The following is a 14,825-nucleotide window of genomic DNA, read 5'->3' on the forward strand; positions in this document are numbered from 1 at the left end:
GGTTCCAGCGGCAACGGCTCGGACAATGCCGGCTCGGGCAACAGCAACGCGGGCGGCAACGACAACGGCAACGCCGGTGGCAATGGCGCCGGCGGTTCCAGCGGTAACGGGTCGGATAACGCCGGCTCGGGCAACAGCAACACCGGGGGCAACGGCGGTTCAAACGGCAACGGCTCGGACAATGCCGGCTCGGGTAACAACAACGCGGGCGGCGCCGACAACGGCAACGCCGGTGGCAATGGAAATGGCGGTTCCAGCGGCAACGGGTCGGACAACGCCGGCTCGGGCAACAGCAACGCGGGCGGCAACGGAAACGGCAATGCCGGTGGCAATGGGGCCGGCGGTTCCAGTGGGAACGGCTCCGACAACGCCGGCTCGGGCAACGGCAACGCCGGCGGCAATGGCGCCGGTGGTTCAAACGGCAACGGCTCGGACAATGCCGGCTCGGGGAACAGCAACGCCGGGGGCAACGGAAACGGTAACGCGGGCGGCAACGCTGGCGCCGGCGGTTCGACCGGCGGCGGCGATACGGGCTCGACCGGTTCCGGCAATGGCAATGGCAACGCAGGCGGCAATGCCGGCGGGACTGGCAATGCCGGTGGCGGCTCCAGCGGCAGCGGCGGTGACGCCGGCTCCACGGGTTCCGGCAATGGCAACGGCAACGCGGGCGGCAACTCCGGCGGGACTGGCAATGCGGGTGGTGGTTCCAGCGGCAGCGGTGGCGACACCGGCTCCACGGGTTCCGGCAATGGCAATGGCAACGCGGGCGGCAACGCTGGCGCGGGCGGTTCGACCGGTGGCGGCGATACGGGCTCGACCGGTTCCGGCAATGGAAACGGTAACGCAGGCGGCAACGCCGGCGGGACCGGCAATGCGGGTGGTGGTTCCAGCGGCAGCGGTGGCGACACCGGCTCCACGGGTTCCGGCAATGGCAACGGCAACGCGGGCGGCAACGCTGGCGCGGGCGGTTCGACCGGTGGCGGCGATACGGGCTCGACCGGCAACGGCAATGGCAACGGCAATGCAGGCGGTAACGCCGGTGGGACTGGCAATGCCGGCGGTGGCTCCAGCGGCAGCGGCGGTGACGCCGGCTCCACGGGTTCCGGCAATGGCAACGGCAACGGCAACGGCAACGCGGGCGGCAATGCCGGCGCGGGCGGTTCGACCGGCGGCGGCGATACGGGCTCGACCGGTTCGGGCAATGGCAACGGTAATGCAGGGGGCAACGCCGGTGGGACTGGCACTGCCGGTGGCGGCTCCAGCGGCAGCGGCGGTGACGCCGGCTCCACGGGTTCCGGCAATGGCAACGGCAACGGCAACGCGGGCGGCAATGCCGGCGCGGGCGGTTCGACCGGTGGCGGCGACGCGGGTTCGGGCGGTTCGGGCGGTTCAGGCAACGGTAACGGCGGCAACGCCGGTGGCGGCGGCAAGCCGAAGAGCTAGGCAGGATGAAAACCGCACCGACTCCCGGCCTGGCGCTCAGCGCCCACCTCCGCTCCGCGATCGGCGTTCTGCTGGTCACGGTCTGCGCGGTGCTGGCCTATGTCGTCGGCGCGCTTCATCCGCTTGACGACGCTCTGTCACAATGGCGCTTCCGCTTCCTCAAGCGGGAGCCCAGCGCGACGCTCGCGGTCGTCGAGATCGACGCCGAAAGCCTGCGCGCCGCCGGCGCCTGGCCGTGGGGCCGCGATCGGTTCGCGAGGGCCATCGACAATCTGAACGGCGCCGGGGCCAAGGTCGTCGGCCTGGACGTCGACTTCAGCGCCCGGTCCTCCGCCGGCGCCGACGACGCTCTGGCGGCGGCCGTCCGCCGTTGGCCGGGCCAGGTCATCCTGCCGACCTTCGTTCAGAAGGCTGGGCGCGGCTCTGATGGACGCCTGATCAGCACGCGCCCGATGGACGCCTTGGCCGAAGAGGCCGTGCTGGCCAGCGTGAACGTGCCGGTCGATCCGGACGGCCGCGTCCGGCGCTATCGGCTCGGCTTCGAGACTCCCGCCGGGTTCAGACCGTCCATGGCCGCCACCCTGCTGGGTCGACCTCCAGCCACGGGCGACTTCCTGGTCGACTACGGTTTCGATGCCGCGGCTATCGACCGGATCAGCTTCCAGGACGTCTATTCCGGAAAGTTCGATCCCCGTCTGGTTCGCGGGCGCAATGTCATCATCGGCTCTACCGCGATCGAACTCGGCGATCAGTTCGCCACGCCCAAGCGCGGCGTGCTCCAAGGCGTCTATATCCACGCCCTGGCCTATGAAAGCCTGCGCGCGGGTCGCGCCCTACAGGCCGCGGGCCTGCCGTTCATCGTCGTCTGCACCGCGTTGGCGGCGTTTTTCCTGCGGCCCCGGGGCGGCGGCGACTATGGCGCCGCGCTGCGACGACACCTGATCGTGGGCGCGGCGGCCATCGGCTTGCCCATCGTGCTGCAGGCCTGGACGCCCATCGCGGTGAATTCCGGGGCCCTGTTCATCGCCCAGGCGCTCAGCCTCGTCTGGCTGATCCGCACGGAGCTCAAGCGCCGCGCGGACGCCATGGTTCAGGCGCGGGAAGCGCATCTTCGCCAGCTGGCCGAGCACATGCGCGAGAGCCGCGACAGCATCCAGGCGGCCCACGACAAGCTGGCCGTGGCCAATGTCGCCTTGGACCACGCCCTGAAGGCGCGGACCGACTTCCTGGCGATGACCAGCCACGAGATCCGTACGCCGCTAAACGGGGTCATGGGCATGACCCAGGTGATCCTGGCCGATCAGACCCTGCCAAAGGGCGTCCGGGAAAAGGTGCGGCTGGTGCACGCCAGCGGCGAGACCATGCTCGCCCTTGTGGAAGATCTTCTGGACGTCGCGAAGATGGAGAGCGGAGAGATCTCGATCGCCAAGACCCAGATGGACCTGCATCGTCTGTTCGACGAAACCCTGGCCGTCTGGGACGACAAGGCGCGGGAGAAGGGTCTGCGGCTGACGGGCGACCGCACGGCGGCCCCCGTGCTGATCGAAGAGGACGCCGGCCGGCTCCGGCAGATCCTGTTCAACCTGCTGGCCAACGCCATCAAGTTCACCGAGGCAGGCGAGATCTCGCTGACGGCCCTCATCGAGCAGGCCCCCACGGGGGACGTGCTGGTCTTCACCGTCGCCGACTCCGGCATTGGTATCGCGCCGCAGAATTTCGAGCGCATCTTCGAACCCTTCACCCAGGTCGACGCCAGCACGACGCGCAAGTACGCCGGCACCGGCCTGGGCCTGCCTATCTGCCGCCGCCTGGCCACCGCCATGGGCGGCGAGTTGGCTGTTGAGAGCGAGCTCGGCGTGGGGTCGCGGTTCACGGTCAGGCTGCCGTTGCGGGCGGTCAGTGTTCGAACCGGCGCAGCGACCACGCTTGCCGAGGCCAACGTCCTGCTGGTCGAGGCCAACCCGCTGGCGCGCGGCGTCCTGAAGGCGTCGCTTTCGGACCAGGTCGCTGGCCTTGAGATCACAGGAGAGGTCTCCGAGGCCCTGCGGATCCTCGCCGGGCCCGCTTGCGATCTGCTGGTTGTCGAAGGCAAGACCCTTTCCTCGCCCGAACGGGATATCGGCGAGGTCCTCGCGGAGCTCGTCGAGGCCGCGGGGGCGGCCAGGATCATCGTCCTATGGGGTGGCGAGAGCGCCGAGAGATCGGGCCTCGAAGCCGCCGGCGCCGACCTCGTTGTCCAGAAACCGATAACTCCCGGCGATCTGGTCGAGCGGCTGAAGGCGCTGTTCACGAGCTTGGAGCCCGAGATCGATCAGTCCGCAGCCGCTTAGGGGGCGGCGATCTATCTTCGGAACGACATGAAAGGCCACGATGCGAGTGCTCTTCGTCGACGATAACGCGATGAACCGGATGGTCGTGAAGAGCATGCTGGCCGCCGCGGACGTCACCATGGTGGAAGCCGAGGACGCCGAGACGGGCCTCGCCCTGCTGGACGCCGAGCTGTTCGATGTGATCCTGATGGACTTCCGGATGCCCAAGGTCGACGGCTTGGCCGCCACGCGGGCCATACGAGCGCGGACCGACGCCAAGGCCCGGCTCCCGATCATCGTGGTCACCGCGGACGAGGCGCCTGGCATCCGCGCTCAGGCCTTGGCCGCGGGCGCTGATGACCTGTTGCATAAGCCAGTGCAAATGCAGCCGTTGTTCGATGTGATCGCGCGGGCGATTGCGCAAACCAGCGAAGACGCGGGAATGATCGCCTAGCGCGACGCGTCACCTCATTGACCATTCCGTGCGCGTCAATCGACTGACGTGACTGAATAGGTCCTCGGCTTCGCTAAGGAGCTCCCGCCCCCCCGCGCCCTTAGGGTCATGGCGCCGCACGTCGTGAGATTTCGGGCCAAAAGGCCTTCATGCGACGACTCGCCACAGCCTGGGTTTACCGGATGGCGCCTCCCCCCAGGCCAAAGCTGGCCCTGCCTGATCGAATGTCGGGTGAGCGGGGGCTAGAATGCGCCAGACCAAGACCAACCAGATCACCTACCGCCTCGCGGCGGGCTCGTTCTTCATCGCGGCGACGCTTCTGGCACTTGATGCGCGCGCGGAGGATGGCCCGGCCCTGACGTTGAGCGGCGGCTACAAGGTCGATGTCACGGGTGTGGTCAGCGGCGGTGTCGCCAAGCGTGGCCGGGTCTTGGACAATCTGCAGCTCTTCGGCGATCTCGACCTCGACAAGGCCGTCGGCTGGAAGGGCGCGACCGCCCACGTCCAGCTGCTGAACAACAGCGGGGCCATCCCCAACGACGACGCCGGCACCCTGCAGGGCGTCGACAATATCGAGGTCTCGCGCCAGCGCGCCCGCCTGTTCGAGGCCTGGGTCGAGCAGGGCTTCGGCGACAAGGGCTCGGTCAAGGCCGGCCTCTATGACCTCAACAGCGAATTCTACGCCAATGAAAGCGCCGGCCTGCTGCTGGCGCCCGCGTTCGGCATCGGCTCGGAGCTGGCGGCCACCGGGCCGAACGGTCCGTCGATCTTCCCCTCCACGGCCCTGGCCGTCCGGGCCCGCTGGACCCCCAGCGAGACGCTCTACGCCCAGGCCGCCGTCCTCAACGCCAATGCCGGCGTGCTCGGGGATCCGGGTGGGATTCATACCTCGCTCGACAACGGCGTGCTGATGATCGGCGAGGCGGGCTGGGAAGGCCGGGGCAAGGTCGCCTTCGGCACCTGGGCCTATTCGGACAAGCAGGACGACCTCCGCGCCGTGACCCCGACGGGCGCGCCGGTCCGCAAGTCCGCCAAGGGCGCCTACATCCTGCTGGAGCGCCGGATCAGCGGTGACGAGGACTCGGTTCGCAAGACCACCGCCTTCGCCCGTATCGGCGCGTCGGACGGCGACACGACCTCGTTCAAGGGCGGCTGGCAGGCCGGCGTCCTGGTCGAGCACGTCTTCGAAAGTCGTCCCGACAGCAGCTTTTCCGTGGGGATGAACCAGGCGTTCCTGTCGCGCAAGTATCGCGACAACGCCATGGACCTGGGCCAACACCTGACCAGCACCGAAAGCGCGATCGAGGTGACCTATTCCGACAAGATCGGGCCGGTCACGATCCAGCCCGACGTGCAGTATGTGAAGCACCCGGGCGCGGATCGCGCCATCGGCCACGCCCTGGTGGCGATCGTCCGGTTCGCGGTGGAGTTCTAGCTCCACCCCTCCGGGGATCTTAGGCCGACGCGACTTCGGCGACGGCTTCGGCGGTGATGCCGAATTCCTTGTAGAGGCGCTCGAATGGGGCCGAGGCGCCGAAGCTCTTCATGCCGACGAACTTGCCGTCCTCGCCGATGAAGCGCTCCCAGCCCATGCGGATGCCGGCCTCGACCGCCACGCGGACCGGGGCCGAGCCGATCGTCGCCTTGCGATAGGCGGCGTCCTGCTTTTCGAACAGTTCCCAGCAGGGGGTCGAGACGACGCGGGTCGGCTTGCCCTTGGCCTGCAGGATGTCGCGCGCGGCCACCGCGACGCCGACCTCGGTGCCCGAGGCGAAGATCGTCACCTGGGCCTCGCCGCCTTCGGCCGCCAGCAGCTCGTAGGCGCCCTTGGCCGACAGATCGCCGCCCTGGGTGCGGACGTGCGCCGTCTTCTGGCGCGACAGGGTCATGACAGACGGGGTGCGCTTCTGCTGCAGGGCGATCTTCCAGCACTCGGCGGCTTCCACCGCGTCGGCCGGGCGGAAGACCAGCAGGTTCGGAATGGCGCGCAGACTGGCGACCTGTTCCACCGGCTGGTGGGTCGGGCCGTCCTCGCCCAGGCCGATGGAGTCGTGGGTCATCACATGGATGACGCGGGCTTCCATCAGGGCCCCCAGGCGGATCGCGGCGCGGCTGTAGTCGGCGAAGGCCAGGAAGGTGCCCGAATACGGGATCACGCCGCCATGCAGCGACATGCCGTTCATGGCCGCCGCCATCCCGAACTCACGCACGCCGTAGTGGACGTAGCGGCCGGCGTAGTCGGGGGCGTCGAACGCGCCCATGCCCTTGACCAGGGTGTTGTTCGAGCCGGTCAGGTCGGCCGAGCCGCCGATCATTTCGGGGATCGCCGGGATCAGTTGATCGAGGGCCGCGCCGGAGTGGACGCGGGTGGCGTTGACCGGCTTGGTCTCCAGGGTCTTGGCGATGTGGGCGTCGACGGCTTCGAAGGCGCCCGTCGGCAGCTCGCCCTTCATGGCGCGGGTGAAGTCCGCACCCTTGGCCGAGGCGGCGATCTTGGCTTCCCAGGCCTTGCGGACCTTGGCGCCGCGGCGGCCGACGCTCTTCCAGGCCTTGGCGATGTCGTCCGGCACGGTGAACGGCGCGGCGTCCCAACCCATGGCGACGCGCGAGGCGGCGATCTCGTTGTCGAACAGGGTGTAGCCGTGGCTGTGGGGGTCGCCTTCCTTGGGACCCGCGCCCTTCGAGATCAGCGTCTTGCACGCGATCATGGTCGGGCGATCCTGCTTGGTGGCCCAGCGCAGGGCGGCGGCGATCTTGCCGTGGTCGTGGCCGTCGACGGCTTTCACGGCCCAGCCGGCGGCCTTGAAGCGGCCGACCTGGTCGCCGGTCTCGGAGATCGTGGCGACGCCGTCGATGGTGGTGTTGTTGTCGTCGAACAGCACCGTCAGCTTGTTGAGCTTCAGGCGGCCGGCGATGCTGATGGCCTCATGGCTGACGCCCTCCATCAGGCAGCCGTCGCCGGCGATCACCCAGGTGCGGTGGTCGACGAGGTCGGAACCGAAGCGGCTGGCGAGGTGCGCCTCGGCCATGGCCATGCCGACGGCGGTGGCCAGGCCCTGGCCCAGCGGGCCCGTCGTGGTCTCGACGCCGGGCGTGTGGTGCACTTCCGGGTGGCCGGGGGTCAGCGAACCCCACTGACGGAAGTTCTCGATCTCCTTCATCGTCACGGCCTTGAAGCCGGTCAGGTGAAGCAGCGAATAGAGCAGCATCGAGCCGTGGCCGGCCGACAGCACGAAGCGGTCGCGGTCGGCCCAGTCGGGCTTGCTGGCGTCGAACTTCAGGAACTTGCCCCACAGGACGGTCGACACGTCGGCCATGCCCATCGGCATGCCTTGGTGACCGGACTTGGCCTTGTGCACGGCGTCCATGGAAAGGACGCGGATCGCGTCGGCCATCTTGATGGGCGAAACGGGCATGGAGGTTCCGTCTTGTCTTTGTTTTGCGGGGCTGCGCGAGGGGCGCAGTCGCATGGGAACCCCCGGGGGTCAACCCGCGCGGGGGCTTAAAACCGGGAGCCGGACCACCGTCGTGGGCGCTATGCAACATCGTCCGCAGGCGCTATAGCTGGAGCACGGCTTATGCTCACTTTCAGCATAACCCGTCAGCCATTTGGGAAAGGCCGGTCGCTTGGGTAGTCCGTCGTTCTTCTCGCCCTACCGCCACGGCTTTGTCCGCGTGGCGACGGCGGTCCCGAAAGTGAAGCTGGCCGATCCCGCCGTGAACGCCCGGAGCGTCCTGGCCCTGGCCCGCGAGGCGCACGACGCCGGGGTCGCGGTGATCGTGTTCCCGGAGCTGGGTCTGACCGGCTACACGATCGACGACCTCCTGCAACAGGACGTGCTGCTGGACGCCGTCGAAGCGGCCATCGCGACCCTGGCCGCGGAGAGCAAGGCGCTCGCCCCCCTGATCGTCGTCGGCGCGCCGCTGCGCGACGCCGGCCGGCTCTACAACACCGCCGTGGCCATCCAGGGCGGCAAGGTGCTGGGCGTCGTGCCCAAGAGCTTCCTGCCCAACTACCGCGAGTTCTACGAGCGCCGCTGGTTCACGCCCGGTGCGGGCGTCGCGGGCAAGGCCCTGGTTCTGGCCGGCCAGAGCGTCCCGTTCGGGACCGATGTGCTGGTGCGCGGCGAGTGCGCCCAGCCGTTCACGGTCGGAATCGAGATCTGCGAGGACGTCTGGACGCCTAACCCGCCCAGCACGGCTCAGGCCCTGGCGGGCGCCGAGATCCTGCTGAACCTGTCGGCCAGCAACATCACCATCGGCAAGTCAGAGACCCGCCGCCTGCTGTGCGCCAGCCAGTCCTCGCGGATGATCGCGGCCTATGTCTATTCGGCGGCGGGGGCGGGCGAGAGCTCGACGGACCTGGCCTGGGACGGCCATGTCGACATCCACGAAATGGGCGCGCTGCTGGCGGAGAGCCCGCGCTTCTCGACCGGTCCGGCCTGGACCTATGCCGATATCGACGTCGACCGGATCCGCCAGGAGCGGATGCGGGTCGGCAGCTTCGGCGATTCCATGGCCCTGGCCCCGCCCAAGGTAGCGTTCCGCGTCGCGCCGTTCGCCTTCACGCCGCCGGCTGGAGACCTGCCGCTGGCTCGTGGGGTTGAGCGCTTCCCGTTCACGCCGTCGGACCCGGCCAAGCTGCGCGAGAACTGCTACGAGGCCTACAACATCCAGGTCCAGGGCCTGGCGCGCCGCGTCGAGGCCACGGGCTCCAAGAGCCTGGTGATCGGCATCTCGGGCGGCCTGGACTCGACCCACGCCCTGATCGTCGCCGCCAAGGCCATGGACCAGCTGGGTCGGCCCCGTTCGGACATCCGGGGCTACACCCTGCCCGGCTTCGCCACCTCGGACCGCACCAAGTCCAACGCCTGGGCGCTGATGCGGGCGATGGGGATCACGGCCGAGGAGGTCGATATCCGCCCGGCCGCCAGACAAATGCTGGCCGACATGGGCCACCCCTTCGCCAAGGGCGAGGCGGTCTATGACGTAACCTTCGAAAACGTCCAGGCGGGCCTGCGCACCGACTACCTGTTCCGCCTCGCCAATCACCACAAAGGCATGGTGGTCGGGACCGGCGACCTGTCGGAGCTGGCCTTGGGCTGGTGCACCTACGGCGTCGGCGACCACATGAGCCACTACAACCCCAACTGCGGGGTTCCCAAGACGCTGATCCAGCACCTGATCCGCTTCGTGGCCCATTCGGGCGACGTCGACGCGGCCACCACGACGCTGCTGGAAGACATCCTGGCCACCGAAATCTCGCCGGAACTGGTCCCGGGCGAAGAGGTGCAGGCCACCGAGAGCTTCGTCGGCCCCTACGCCCTGCAAGACTTCAACCTCTACTATTTCAGCCGCTACGGCATGGCGCCGTCCAAGATCGCCTTCCTGGCCTGGACCGCCTGGCATGACGCGGACAAGGGCGGCTGGCCGGTCGGCCTGCCGGAGAGCGCCCGGCGCGCCTATGACCTGGCCGAGATCAAGCGCTGGCTGGAGTTGTTCCTGAAGCGCTTCTTCGCCAACCAGTTCAAGCGCTCGGCGATCCCCAATGGGCCCAAGATCTCGTCGGGCGGGGCGCTGTCGCCACGTGGCGATTGGCGGATGCCGTCCGACGCCACGCCCGACGCCTGGCTGGCCGAGCTGGGCGCCGGGACACCGGACTAAGGTCCGGGACCGGAAAGAGCGCTTTCTCTAAAAAGCTTTCGTTTCTCGCGCGCTTCACGATATCCCCCGGGTCAAGCAGGGGTGCTTTGTCAGTCTGGGGTTACTCTTGGCCGCGATCTATCCGGTTATCCTTTGCGGCGGTTCGGGCACGCGCCTCTGGCCCGCCTCGCGCAGCGACCAGCCCAAGCAGTTCTTGAAACTGGTCGGCGACCGCTCCTCGTTTCAGGAGACGGTGCTGCGCGTCCGCGACCTGCCGGGCGTGGCCGAGATCGTCGTGGTCACCGGCGAGGCCATGGTCGGCTTCGTCGCCGAGCAGACCGCCGAGATCGGCACCTGGGTGACCATCCTGGTCGAGCCCGAGGCTCGCGACTCCGCTCCGGCCGTGGCCGCCGCCGCCGCCTATGTCGAGGGCCTGGACCCCGACGGCGTGGTCCTGATGCTGGCCGCCGATCACCACGTGGCCGATCCCGAGGTGTTCGGCGAGGCCGCCGTCACCGCCGCCAAGGCCGCCGAGCACGATCTGATCGTCACCTTCGGGGTGAAGCCGACCGTGCCGGCCACGGGCTTCGGCTATATCCGTCCCGGCGCCCCGCTGCTGGACGGTTCGGTGCGCGGGGTCGCCGCCTTCGTCGAGAAGCCCGACCGCGAGACCGCCGAGCGCTACCTGCTGGAAGGCTATCTCTGGAACAGCGGCAATTTCGCCTTCAAGGCCTCGACCCTGCTGGGCGAACTCGAGGCGTTCGAGCCCACCGTCGCCCTGGCCGCCAAGGCCTGCGCGGCCAAGCTGGAGCTGGAGGCCGGCATCGGCCGCCTGGATCGCGAAGCCTTCGCCGGCGCCGCCAAGATCAGCCTCGACTACGCGGTGATGGAGCGGACCAGCAAGGCGGCCGTGGCCCCGGCCGCCTTCGCCTGGTCGGACCTGGGGGCCTGGGACGCGATCTGGGAAGCGTCCGATCGCGATCATGCCGGCAACGCCAGTGACGGCGATGTCGACCTGCAGGGAACCTCGAACGTATTGGTCCGCACGACCGGCCCCTATGTCGGGGTGATCGGGGTCAGCGACATCGTGGTCGTCGTGGAGCCGGACGCCGTGCTCGTCTGCCACCGCAAGGACAGCCAGGCCGTGAAGGCCCTGGTTGACGGCCTCAAGGCCAAGGGTCGCTCGATCGCCTCGCGCAAGAGCGCCTCGCCAAACGGCACCGAGACTCTCGTCAGCACCGACGGCTTCGACGTCGAGCTGCGCCGCGCCCCGGCCGGAGAGACCATCGTCCTGCCGGTCTCGACCGTGCAGCTGCTGGAAGGTGTCCTGGAGATGGGTGGCGACCTCTTTGCCGCCGGCGCGGTCATCCCGCTGGGAGCCGAAGCCAGCGCTCGGGCCATTGGGGCGGCGACGCTCCTTGTTACCCGGCCGCGATAGCTTTCCCGGCGCGCATCCTCGTCGCCAAACCGCCTATACCTTGGCGGGATGCGCGCTGACCGCCCGGTCCATTTCCAGAATCCCCAGGACGATGTGATAGAAGGAACTGGCTGGCGCCGGCTCCTCCACGAAGGTCTCGTCGGGCCTGTACTTGTCGCGCCACAGGCCAGGGACGGGCGTGCGGAGATAGGCCAGCAGGCCCTCGGCCGCCGCGGCGGCCATGTCCCAGTACTTCGCTTCCCCGGTGACCTCGGCGGCCAGGACGGCGGCCTTGATCCGCTCGGTCTGCGGCCATAGGCGCGCGCCGTCGTCGTGGATCGAGAAGTCGTCGAGCAGGGCGTTGACCGCCACGCCCCGCGCGAAATCGGTCCCGTGCGTCTCGGCCGCGTCGATCATGCGCAGGGCGGCGGCGATCGCGTCTGCGCGAGCGGCCAGCCGGCCCCAGCGCAGCAGCAACCAACCCCATTCGAACTGGTGCCCCGGCTCGCAGATCCGGCCCTCGACGTCCGGCGCGGGGGTCCAGTCGAGATCGTAGAACTCGCGGACCATGCCGCTGTCGGCGTGGATGAACCTGGAGAGCGCCAGCTCGGCGATCTCGTCGGCCAGAGCGCGCCAGGCTGGGTCGGCGTCGATTTCGCTCCAGGCCAGCATGGCCTCGAACAGGTGCATGTGCGGGTTGGACTGAAGCGGCGCGGTTGGCGGGTTGCTCTGGTGGAAGCCGGCGACCGGGTGCTTGCGCTCGGCCGCCAGGCGTTCGCGGACGCCGACGGCGATCGCCTTCGCCCTCTCCGCCTGGTCTGGCGACGCCTTGGCCACGGCGGCCAGGGCGAAGATCGCGAAGGCCTGGTCATAGAGATCGGCGGTCTCGTCCAGGCTCTCACCGTTCGGGCCCACCAGGGTGCGGAACAGGCCGTCTGGCCGGCGATAGGCCGAGAGGTAGAAGGCCAGGCCATGCTCGACCGCCGCGCGCCACGGGCCGCCCCAGCCCAGATCGCCGGCGATGGCGTAGGCGAAGACCTGGCGCGGCAGCACACGGCCACGGCGCGGGCCGTCGATGGCCTGGCCCTCCAGGTCGATCTTCTCGAAGAAGCCGCCCTTGAGGTGGTCGGCGCCGACCTCCCACCACAGCGGATAGGCCGTCTCGACCGCCCAGGTCTTCAGGCGGTCGCGCAGGCGGGCGGCGTCGGCGAAGGCGTTGCTCATGGAGTGCTTTCTAGGGGCCCCGAGCGGGAAGGCCAAGACAGCGGGTGGCGATCCGGCGTGGAGCGCGGTAGTCCTCTCGCCATGAGCGCCACTCTCGCCCCCCCGCCCCTGAAGGCCGTGTTCCTGGACCGGGACGGCGTCCTGAACATTGACCACGGCTATGTCTACGATCCAGCCAGGCTGGAGTGGATCGACGGCGCGCGCGAGGCGGTGGCGGCGATGACGGCGGCGGGACTGAAGGTGCTGGTGGTCACCAACCAGTCGGGCATCGGTCGCGGCTATTTCGACGAGCCGGCGCTGGGGCGGTTCCACGCGGCCATGCAGGACCAGTTGGCCGAGCTCGGCGGCCGCATTGACGCCTTCTACCACTGCCCGTTCCACGAGGCGGCGGTCGTCGAGGCCTATCGTGTCGCCGATCATCCGGATCGCAAGCCGAACCCGGGCATGGTCCTGCGCGGCCTCGCCGACTGGAACCTGACGCCGGACGAGGCCGTGATCATCGGCGACCGCCACATCGACATGGAGGCCGGCAATCGGGCGGGCATGACGGGCTATCTGTTCAAGGGCGGCAACCTGCGCGCCTTCGTCGCCCAGGCGTTGGGCGAGCGGGTCCCAATGCTCAAGTGAGAACGGGCTGAAATGAAGCTCCTGCAGTTCGGCCAGACCGGTCAGGTAGCCACGGCCGTCCAGGCGGCCGCGCAAGGGCGGGCGGAGGTGGTCGCCCTGTCTCGGGCCGCCTGCGATCTCGCCGACCCCGCCGCCATTCGCCAGGCGATCCTGGCGACCGACTGCGACCTGGTCCTGAACACGGCCGCTTTCACCCAGGTCGACCTCGCCGAGGCGCATCCCGACGAGGCCTTCGCCGTCAACACCATCGCTCCGGGGGCGATGGCCGCCGCCTGCGCCGCGCGTGGCTTGCCGTTCGTGCATTTGTCGACCGACGCGGTGTTCGACGGCCTGACCGATCGCGCCTATGTCGAGACCGACGAGGCGAGGCCCATCAATGTCTATGGCCGTTCGAAGCTGGCCGGTGAACAGGCCGTGATGGCCCATCCCAAGACGGTGGTGCTGCGGATCTCGTGGGTCTTCTCCAGGTATGGGCGAAATTATGTGAGCTTCATGCTGCGCCTGGCCCGCGAGCGCGAGGTGCTGAAGATCGTCGCCGACCAGTTCGGCACGCCGACCGACGGCGAGGCCTTGGCCGACTTTCTGGTCGGGACGGCGCCGCGCTGGGTCTCCGCCTCGGCGGGTGATCCCGCCTTCGGCCTGTTCCATTTCGCCAATACGGGCGAGACCAGCCGCTTCGACTTCGCCAAGGCCGCCATCGATCGCGACCCTCTGACCAAGGCGCTGCTGGAGCCGACCACCCAGGCTGCTTTCGCCGAACCCGCGCCACGCCCGCCGCGCTCGCCGCTCGACACCGGCAAGCTGCGAAGCGTGTTCGGCTTTACGCCCGAGCCGTGGCGGACGGCGGTCGAGCGCACGGCCGATCGCCTCGTGGCGGCGGACTTGTCGGGCTAAACGCTGGCGCCACCGGCCCGCTCGCGATAAACCCAGCCCCAACTTCCCCATAAAATACAGCGCAAGAGACCCATGCAGATCTTCCTCGACAGCACCGACACCAAGGTCATCGCCGATCTGGCCTCGACCGGCCTGATCGACGGCGTCACCACCAACCCGACCCTGATCGCCAAGTCGGGCCGTCCGATGCTGGAAGTGATCGCCGAGATCTGTGACATCGTCCCGGGCCCGATCAGCGCCGAAGTCGCCGCCACCACGGCCGACGCCATGATCGCCGAAGGCAAGAAGCTGGCCGCCATCGCCCCGAACGTGGTGGTGAAGATCCCGCTGACTCGCGACGGCCTGATCGCCTGCGCCGCCTTCTTCGACGAAGACATCAAGACCAACGTCACCCTCTGCTTCTCGCCGACCCAGGCCCTGCTGGCCGCCAAGGCGGGCGCGACCTACATCTCGCCCTTCATCGGCCGCCTGGACGACTATGGCTTCGACGGCATGGACCTGATCCGCGACATCCGCGCGATCTACGACAACTACGGCTATGAGACCGAAATCCTGGCCGCTTCGGTGCGCAACGCCGCCCACGTCAAGGAAGCCGCGATCATCGGCGCCGACGTCGTCACCATCCCGCCGGCGGTGTTCGCCGACCTCTACAAGCACCCGCTGACCGACAAGGGTCTGGAACAGTTCCTGAAGGACTGGGCCAGCACGGGCCAATCCATCCTCTAGCGACTGTCCCGCGAGGGATCGCGTTCTCCGGGCGGCTTGCGAACGCCGTCCGGAGCGCTCTCAACTGATCACAGTTTATTTCGCAATG

The 14,825-nt window shown here is 68.7% G+C and carries 11 protein-coding genes; 9 read left to right on the forward strand and 2 right to left on the reverse strand.

Annotated features, from left to right (window positions below; translation table 11 throughout):
* From AC1RRV_RS07450 to AC1RRV_RS07465, 4 genes are all read left to right on the forward strand, one after another.
* Positions 1-1,443 (forward strand): hypothetical protein (locus AC1RRV_RS07450; protein ID WP_492858959.1); only part of this gene is annotated, 1,443 nt, incomplete at its 5' end.
* A 5-nt stretch (positions 1,444-1,448) separates the two neighbouring features.
* Positions 1,449-3,773 (forward strand): CHASE2 domain-containing protein, encoded by a 2,325-nt coding sequence (locus AC1RRV_RS07455; protein WP_492858960.1) that lies wholly within the window; start codon positions 1,449-1,451, stop codon positions 3,771-3,773.
* Positions 3,774-3,813: 40 nt separating this feature from the next.
* Positions 3,814-4,206: a response regulator gene (locus AC1RRV_RS07460; protein ID WP_492858961.1), complete on the forward strand. Its 393-nt coding sequence runs from the start codon at positions 3,814-3,816 to the stop codon at positions 4,204-4,206.
* A gap of 247 nt (positions 4,207-4,453) precedes the next feature.
* Positions 4,454-5,641 (forward strand): carbohydrate porin, encoded by a 1,188-nt coding sequence (locus AC1RRV_RS07465; RefSeq protein WP_492858962.1) that lies wholly within the window; start codon positions 4,454-4,456, stop codon positions 5,639-5,641.
* A 19-nt stretch (positions 5,642-5,660) separates the two neighbouring features.
* Here the strand turns inward: AC1RRV_RS07465 and tkt are convergent, their stop codons facing one another.
* Complete coding sequence (tkt, locus tag AC1RRV_RS07470) at positions 5,661-7,622, reverse strand: transketolase (protein WP_492858963.1); 1,962 nt, start codon at positions 7,620-7,622, stop codon at positions 5,661-5,663.
* Positions 7,623-7,833: 211 nt separating this feature from the next.
* Between tkt and AC1RRV_RS07475 the strand changes: the two genes are divergently transcribed.
* Positions 7,834-9,870, forward strand: a complete 2,037-nt coding sequence (locus AC1RRV_RS07475; protein WP_492858964.1) for an NAD(+) synthase — start codon at positions 7,834-7,836, stop codon at positions 9,868-9,870.
* Positions 9,871-9,976: 106 nt separating this feature from the next.
* Positions 9,977-11,287, forward strand: coding sequence for a mannose-1-phosphate guanylyltransferase (locus AC1RRV_RS07480; protein ID WP_492858965.1), 1,311 nt, complete (start codon positions 9,977-9,979; stop codon positions 11,285-11,287).
* 33 nt (positions 11,288-11,320) lie between these two features.
* Here AC1RRV_RS07480 and AC1RRV_RS07485 read toward each other — a convergent pair whose 3' ends face one another.
* Positions 11,321-12,490: an AGE family epimerase/isomerase gene (locus tag AC1RRV_RS07485; protein WP_492858966.1), complete on the reverse strand. Its 1,170-nt coding sequence runs from the start codon at positions 12,488-12,490 to the stop codon at positions 11,321-11,323.
* Between the two features lie 81 nt (positions 12,491-12,571).
* On the opposite strand from AC1RRV_RS07485, the gene AC1RRV_RS07490 reads away from it, so the two are divergent.
* The 3 genes from AC1RRV_RS07490 to fsa all read left to right on the forward strand — a co-directional run bounded on the left by AC1RRV_RS07490 (position 12,572) and on the right by fsa (position 14,737).
* Positions 12,572-13,117: a D-glycero-alpha-D-manno-heptose-1,7-bisphosphate 7-phosphatase gene (locus AC1RRV_RS07490; RefSeq protein ID WP_492858967.1), complete on the forward strand. Its 546-nt coding sequence runs from the start codon at positions 12,572-12,574 to the stop codon at positions 13,115-13,117.
* Positions 13,118-13,129: 12 nt separating this feature from the next.
* Entirely contained in the window at positions 13,130-14,011 is an 882-nt protein-coding gene (rfbD, locus tag AC1RRV_RS07495) for a dTDP-4-dehydrorhamnose reductase (protein ID WP_492858968.1), read from the forward strand.
* Between the two features lie 72 nt (positions 14,012-14,083).
* On the forward strand, positions 14,084-14,737 hold the full coding sequence (fsa, locus tag AC1RRV_RS07500; protein WP_492858969.1) for a fructose-6-phosphate aldolase: 654 nt from the start codon (positions 14,084-14,086) through the stop codon (positions 14,735-14,737).
* The last annotated feature ends 88 nt before the right edge of the window (positions 14,738-14,825 follow it).

The sequence above is a fragment of the Caulobacter sp. GW821-FHT11E10 genome, assembly GCF_058808375.1.

What these genes read in the sequence shown, in the direction of transcription:
- AC1RRV_RS07455 (WP_492858960.1), top strand. Translation starts at nt 1,449, where the DNA reads ATGAAAACCGCACCGACTCCCGGCCTGGCGCTCAGCGCCCACCTCCGC.
- AC1RRV_RS07460 (WP_492858961.1), top strand. Translation starts at nt 3,814, where the DNA reads ATGCGAGTGCTCTTCGTCGACGATAACGCGATGAACCGGATGGTCGTG.
- AC1RRV_RS07465 (WP_492858962.1), top strand. Translation starts at nt 4,454, where the DNA reads ATGCGCCAGACCAAGACCAACCAGATCACCTACCGCCTCGCGGCGGGC.
- tkt (WP_492858963.1), bottom strand. Translation starts at nt 7,622, where the DNA reads ATGCCCGTTTCGCCCATCAAGATGGCCGACGCGATCCGCGTCCTTTCC.
- AC1RRV_RS07485 (WP_492858966.1), bottom strand. Translation starts at nt 12,490, where the DNA reads ATGAGCAACGCCTTCGCCGACGCCGCCCGCCTGCGCGACCGCCTGAAG.
- AC1RRV_RS07490 (WP_492858967.1), top strand. Translation starts at nt 12,572, where the DNA reads ATGAGCGCCACTCTCGCCCCCCCGCCCCTGAAGGCCGTGTTCCTGGAC.
- rfbD (WP_492858968.1), top strand. Translation starts at nt 13,130, where the DNA reads ATGAAGCTCCTGCAGTTCGGCCAGACCGGTCAGGTAGCCACGGCCGTC.
- fsa (WP_492858969.1), top strand. Translation starts at nt 14,084, where the DNA reads ATGCAGATCTTCCTCGACAGCACCGACACCAAGGTCATCGCCGATCTG.